The 6,050-nt window shown below is 65.2% G+C and carries 6 protein-coding genes; all 6 read right to left on the bottom strand.

The genetic code is table 11. The annotated features are described in order from the left end of the window. Positions 1–31: 31 nt before the first annotated feature. The 6 genes from NMI01S_RS11560 to NMI01S_RS11535 all read right to left on the bottom strand — a co-directional run bounded on the left by NMI01S_RS11560 (position 32) and on the right by NMI01S_RS11535 (position 5,869). Positions 32–862, bottom strand: a complete 831-nt coding sequence (locus NMI01S_RS11560; protein ID WP_062996470.1) for a hypothetical protein — start codon at positions 860–862, stop codon at positions 32–34. Positions 863–940: 78 nt separating this feature from the next. Next, on the bottom strand, positions 941–1,819 hold the full coding sequence (locus NMI01S_RS11555; protein ID WP_036501267.1) for a phosphoribulokinase: 879 nt from the start codon (positions 1,817–1,819) through the stop codon (positions 941–943). A 26-nt stretch (positions 1,820–1,845) separates the two neighbouring features. Beyond that, the gene (locus NMI01S_RS11550) at positions 1,846–2,922 is read right to left on the bottom strand and encodes a class 1 fructose-bisphosphatase (protein WP_062996399.1); all 1,077 of its coding nucleotides are present in this window, start codon (positions 2,920–2,922) and stop codon (positions 1,846–1,848) included. Then, positions 2,907–3,947 carry an AAA family ATPase gene (locus NMI01S_RS11545; protein WP_062996468.1) on the bottom strand — a complete coding sequence of 347 codons (1,041 nt, stop codon included), beginning with the start codon at positions 3,945–3,947 and terminating at the stop codon, positions 2,907–2,909. Before NMI01S_RS11545 ends, NMI01S_RS11550 begins: the two co-directional genes overlap by 16 nt. A gap of 25 nt (positions 3,948–3,972) precedes the next feature. After that, positions 3,973–4,395 (bottom strand): ribulose bisphosphate carboxylase small subunit, encoded by a 423-nt coding sequence (locus tag NMI01S_RS11540; protein ID WP_062996397.1) that lies wholly within the window; start codon positions 4,393–4,395, stop codon positions 3,973–3,975. 31 nt (positions 4,396–4,426) lie between these two features. Beyond that, complete coding sequence (locus NMI01S_RS11535) at positions 4,427–5,869, bottom strand: form I ribulose bisphosphate carboxylase large subunit (protein ID WP_062996395.1); 1,443 nt, start codon at positions 5,867–5,869, stop codon at positions 4,427–4,429. Positions 5,870–6,050 lie beyond the last annotated feature (181 nt).

Here is a 6,050-nt window from a genome sequence, read left to right as displayed (position 1 = left end):
AAATAGCGCAGCGGCGGGCGGGGATTACCCGTCACGGTTCAGCGCCCGGCTCGGCATCCTCCCCCTCGGTGGGCGCCGGGCCGGGGACCAGCACCTTGGCGATCGTCGCCGCCCCGACCACCACGATCGACAGCACGAAAAGCCAACTGATCGCGGTGAACACCGGGCCGAGCAGCCCGAACTTCGCCTGGGCGGAGGCGGTGACCTTCGGCAGCACCAGGCGTCCTCCGGCCCGGACCGAGGTCAATCCGATGGCCGTCAGCGCCCCGGTCGCCCACAGCGCCCGCCCGCGCAGCTTCCCCAGGGTGAGCAGGTACGCGCAGAGGGTCCATACGATCATCCACACCAGCAACTCGCCGGCCAGGGTGAGCGGCGGTCCGAAATAGCGGAGCCCGGCGAGTTGGCGCACGGCCCCGATCGTCGCGGCAGAGAATGCGACGACGAGCAGAACCACCGGCCACCGCCATGCGTCGCGCAGGCCGATCGCCGGCACGTCCCAGAGCTTGCCGTAGATGCGCGCGAGAGTTTTGGCGAACGACGCGCCACTGATCACGACCATCAGCAGCCCGACCACCCCGAACGCCGCGAATGTCGGATCGGTCGACGCGACGACTCCGAAGGCGGACCGGAACGTCGTCCGGTCCAGTCCCAGCTGATCGTCGATGGCGCGGGTCGCCAGATCGAGCTGGGAGAACACGGACCCGGCGATGATCACGGGCAGCACACAGGTGAAGATCTTGGCCGCCAGCGTCATCGATCGGTCCACGATTTCGATCTCGGCGAATTCCTCGACCAGTTGCCGGAGCGGCCCGGATCCGGCAGCCGGTGCATCCCGGCGCGCCGCGGCCCACGTGGCGCTCATATTCATCGACCACATAGCGTCGATTCAACTCCGCGAGGTCGTCGCGCGCGAGCGTCGAAACACCGTGTTCATGACCGGTTATGCGCGCGGGCCGGGACGTTTGTCCATCAACCGCAGAATGAGCGGAGTGAAGATCAGCTGCATCGCCAGATCCATCTTGCCGCCCGGCACCACGATGCAGTTCGGACGCGACATGAACGAATCGTGCAGCATCGACAGCAGATACGGGAAATCGATCACCTTCGGATCGGCGAAGCGGATCACGACGAAACTTTCGTCGGCGGTCGGAATGCTGCGGGCGGTGAACGGATTCGAGGTGTCCACCGTCGGCACCCGCTGGAAATTGACATAGGTGCGCGAGAACTGCGGGCAGATGTACTTCACATAGTCGGGCATGCGCCGCAGGATCGTATCGATCACCGCTTCGCTGGAATAGCCGCGCTCGGTCTTGTCGCGGATGACCTTCTGAATCCATTCCAGATTCACGATCGGCACCACGCCCACCAGCAGATCCGCGTAGCGCGCCACATCGACCGTGCCGGTGACCGCGGCGCCGTGCAGGCCCTCGTAGAACAGCAGGTCGCTGCCGGGGGCGAGTTCTTCCCACGGCGTGAAGGTGCCCGGTTCCAGTCCGTAGGGTTTGGCCTCGGTCTCGTCGTGCAGATATTTGCGCACCAACCCGACCCCGGATTGCCCGTAATCGCGGAACAGGCTCTCCAGTTCGGTGAGCAGATTGGCCTCCGGGCCGAAATGCGAGAAATGCAGATTCAGATCGGCTTCGGCTTCGGCCATCGCCACCTGCATACCGCCGCGATCGTAGCGGTGAAACGAATCCCCCTCCACGATCGCGGCATTGATGCCCTCCCGCCGGAAGATTTCCTGGAAGGTCCGGGTGACGCTGGTCGTTCCCGCGCCGGAGGAACCGGTGATGGCGACCACGGGATGTTTGCGCGACATGACATCTCGATTCGATCAGCCGGCGTTCAATGGCGCGCCGGTCGGAACAGGGTGCGGGTACCGAACAACGACGCGTCGAATGGCGGCCCGGCATCGGGTTCACGGTGATAGCGCTCGATCCGGCGCACCTCGTTGCGCGATCCGAAAACCAGCGGGATCTGTTGATGCGGATGCGCGGGAACCACCTCGAGCACCCGTTCGTGGCCGGTGGTCGCGGCGCCGCCGGCCTGTTCGATCACGAAGGCGATGGGATTGGCGCCGTACAGCAGCGACACCCGGCCCGGCCGGGCGGGATCACGGGTGTCGTACGGATACAGATAGACCCCGCCACGGGTGAGGATGTGGAAGGCGTCGGCGACCAGTGACGCCACCCAGCGCATATTGAAATCGCGCGATCGCGGCCCGTCGACCCCGTCGAGACATTCGTGCACATAACGTCGCACCGGGCGCTGCCAGAACCGCTCGTTGGCGGCGTTGATCGCGAATCCCGAGGTGTCCTCGGGAATGCGCATGCGGGGGTGGGTGAGCACGAATGCTCCGATCTCTCGATCGAGGGTGAACCCATCGACTCCGCTGCCGGTGGTGAGAACCAGCATCGTCGCCGGGCCGTAGAGCGTGAATCCCGCACAGACCTGCCGCACTCCCGGCTGCAGGAAATCCGCCGCCTGCGGCGCCCGCCCGTCTTCCGGTGCGCGCAACACACTGAATATCGTGCCGACGGGCAGATTCACATCGATATTCGAAGACCCGTCCAGCGGATCGAAGGCCAGCATGTATTTGCCCCGCCGCACCTCCCCCACCACCGGATGAAATCCGTTCATCTGCTCCGACAGCAGTGCAGACAACGGCCCGCTGGATTCGGATTGCTCCACCATGATGTCGTTGGCGATGGCGTCCATGCGCCGATGCAGGCTCAGCGGAAGGTCCGCGCCGTCCGATTCATCCAGCGCACCCACGATGCGGCCACGGGTCACCTGATTGGCGATGATCTTCGCCGCGGTGGACACGACATTGAGCAGTGCGGAGAACTCTCCCGAGGAACCGGGATGCCGATGTTCCTGTTCGATCGTGTAGCGGGTGAGGGTTTTCATTCCGTCGGGCATGCCGGCGCCTCCTCCGCGGCGCCGACGCGGTCGCCGAAAACGCTGCTGCCGTAGATGTCTTCGGTCGTCAGCGTCATCAAATCGTCCTTGCCGAGCGGGCGATGCTCCTGCACCAGCCGATTCGCCTGCCGCAGCCGGCACCGGTCCACGGCATTGCGGACACTGCGCGCATTCGCGAAACGCGGCCGCGCCATTCGCACCGCCAGATAGTCGTCGAAGGCCGCCGCCGCCGAATCGCCGAATCGGAAATTCTGCTGTGCCACCATCACCTCGGCGATGGCCAGCAGTTCCTCGCGCGTGTAGTCCAGGAATTCGATGTGGTGGGCCACCCGAGAGGACAAACCGGGATTGGCGGAGAAGAACGTCTCCATCCGGTCCGGATATCCGGCGAAGATCACCACCAGACTGGAACGTTCGGTCTCCATCTCCTGCAGCAGGATCTCGATCACCTCCTGTCCGTAGTCCCGCTCGTTCTCCGGCCGGAACAGGTAGTACGCCTCGTCGATGAACAACACTCCGCCCGCGGCCTTGGCCAGCGCCTCCTTGGTCTTGGGCGCGGTGTGGCCGATGAACTGACCGACCAGGTCGTCGCGGGTCACGGTGTGCACCTTCGGTTTCCGGATGTAGCCGAGGGCGTGCAACATCTCCGCCATCCGCAGCGCGACCGTCGTCTTCCCGGTGCCTGGCCCGCCGGTGAAACTCATATGCATGGTGGGACGGTCGGCCTGCAGTCCGAACCGCTGCCGGGCCCGGTCGATCAGCAGCAGCGCCGCGATCTCACGCACCCGCTTCTTGACCGTGGCCAGCCCGATCAGCTCCGCGTCGAGCCGGGCGAGGGTGTCCTCGACGTTCTTGCCGGCCAGATCCGTCGACAGATCGACCGTCGCGTCGTCCGGCAGCGCGATCTCCGACGGATCGGAATTCGCGTGCGCCTCGGTGTGATTCGCTCCCGATCCCGCGGAACCGCTCGCTCCCGGCCGGTACATCCGAAATCCCGATCCGCTGCCCTGTGTGCCGCCCGACATCGCCTGCCTCCCGTCCACCATCGCGTCAGTCCCGGTAGCGCGCGCCCGCGCGCACCTCGGTGGCGTAGGACCGCAGGCCGTAGTGCTGCCGCCGATCCTCGGTCTCGGTGCGCACCACCAGGAAGCCCGGTTCGTCGGCGGGCCGCTGCACCAGGAAACTCAGCGCCGTCGTCTGCCTGCCGTAGCTCGCGTCGTAGGCGTTGACGCGGATGTAGTGGTGCGGGAACGTCGAACGGCAGGCGTTCACCTCGGCGAGCACGCCGTCGGGTTCGTCGAGGTCGAACAGCGGCAGTCCCCACATCTCCCAGTAGACGTTGCGTGGATGCGGATCGTCGGTGTACTCGATCGAGACCGGCCAGTTGTTGAGCAGCGCGTAGCGGATCTGAGCGCCGATTTCGGTATCGGACAGGTCGGGCAGATGGGAGAACGTCCCTTGCCGCAGATGCATTGCGTCTCCTTGTGTGTCGTCGGGCGGCCGGTCAGGCGGTGACCGTCGGTACGGCGTCGGGGGCGTCGGTGGAGGTGTAGTCGAAGGTGACATCACCCCAGGTCGCGAGTGCCACATCGAGCGCCGGGCAGGTCCGGGCCGCGGCACGCAGGGCGTCGGGGCCCTCCTTCAGCAGATCGCGGCCTTCGTTGCGTGCCTTGACCATCGCCTCCAGGGCGACCCGATTGGCCTCGGCGCCCGCGGCGATACCCATCGGATGTCCGATGGTGCCGCCGCCGAACTGCAGGATCGCGTCGTCACCGAAGAGATCCAGCAGTTGATGCATCTGGCCCGCGTGGATTCCACCGGATGCCACCGGCATCACTCCGGGCAGACTCGCCCAGTCCTGGTCGAAGAAGATGCCGTTGCGCGGGTTGGCAGGAATGTGGTTGTCGCGCAACGTATCGTAGAAACCCTTGACCGTGTGCGGGTCCCCTTCGAGCTTGCCGATGACGGTGCCCGCGTGCAGGTGGTCGACGCCGATGAGCCGACACCACTTGGCCAGCACCCGGAAGCTGACGCCGTGGGTCTTCTGCCGGGTGAAGGTCGAATGCCCGGCCCGGTGCAGATGCAACAGCATGCCGTTGCGCCGCGCCCATTTCGACATCGACTGCATCGCCGTGTAGCCGACGGTGAGGTCCATCATCACGATCACGCTGCCGAGCGATTTCGCGAACTCCGCGCGCTCGTACATATCCTCCATCGTGGCGGCTGTGATATTGAGATAATGACCCTTCAATTCTCCCGTTTCAGCGGTCGCGCGATTCACGCCCTCCATGGCGAACAGATAGCGATCGCGCCATCGCATGAACGGTTGCGAGTTGATGTTCTCGTCGTCCTTGGTGAAATCCAGGCCGCCCTTACACGCCTCGTACACCACCCGCCCGTAGTTGCGCGCCGAGAGACCGAGTTTCGGCTTCACGGTCGCCCCCAGCAACGGCCGGCCGTACTTGTTCAGATACTCGCGTTCCATGACGATTCCGTGCGGCGGGCCCTGAAAGGTCTTGACATAGGCCACCGGAATACGCATGTCCTCGAGCCGCAACGCCTGGAGCGGTTTGAAACCGAAGACATTGCCGATCACCGACGAGGTGAGATTGGTGATCGAGCCCTCTTCGAAAAGGTCCAGGTCGTAGGCGATATAGGCGAAATACTCCCCCGGCCGCCCCGGCACCTCCTCGACCCGGTAACACTTGGCACGGTAGCGGTCGTGCGCGGTGAGCCGGTCGGTCCACACGACAGTCCATGTGGCAGTGGAGGATTCGCCGGCCACCGCGGCGGCCGCCTCGATCGGGTCCACCCCCGGTTGCGGCGTCACCCGGAACACCGCCAGAACATCGGTATCGCAGGGTTGGTAATCGGCGTCGTAATAACCCATGGACGCATACGAGTGCACGCCCGGATCCCAGCGGTCACGAGTGGATTCGTCGGTCATCGGTCCTCCTGTATCTTGCGGGACACCCGCAACCGGTCGGCGTCGCGAGCCGCTGCGCGATTCTCGTCCGCCACACCTCCCGGGACGGTGCGGCGCGTGCGCAGATTCAGGATGCGGGCACGGCCCGGCGGGGACAATTCGATTGTTTCCGGTCTCGCTCAACCGAATCGTTGAGTTTGCT

The sequence above is a fragment of the Nocardia mikamii NBRC 108933 genome (assembly GCF_001613505.1).
GTDB lineage: Bacteria > Actinomycetota > Actinomycetes > Mycobacteriales > Mycobacteriaceae > Nocardia > Nocardia mikamii.
Note: the sequence above shows the minus strand (reverse complement) of the source record. Positions and strands in the feature narration are given on the sequence as shown.

Bases quoted from the DNA above. Each gene is read 5' to 3' on its own strand.
- NMI01S_RS11555 (WP_036501267.1), bottom strand. From the start codon at position 1,819: ATGTCGCGCAAACATCCCGTGGTCGCCATCACCGGTTCCTCCGGCGCG.
- NMI01S_RS11540 (WP_062996397.1), bottom strand. From the start codon at position 4,395: ATGCATCTGCGGCAAGGGACGTTCTCCCATCTGCCCGACCTGTCCGAT.
- NMI01S_RS11535 (WP_062996395.1), bottom strand. From the start codon at position 5,869: ATGACCGACGAATCCACTCGTGACCGCTGGGATCCGGGCGTGCACTCG.
- NMI01S_RS11545 (WP_062996468.1), bottom strand. From the start codon at position 3,947: ATGTCGGGCGGCACACAGGGCAGCGGATCGGGATTTCGGATGTACCGG.
- NMI01S_RS11560 (WP_062996470.1), bottom strand. From the start codon at position 862: ATGAGCGCCACGTGGGCCGCGGCGCGCCGGGATGCACCGGCTGCCGGA.
- NMI01S_RS11550 (WP_062996399.1), bottom strand. From the start codon at position 2,922: ATGCCCGACGGAATGAAAACCCTCACCCGCTACACGATCGAACAGGAA.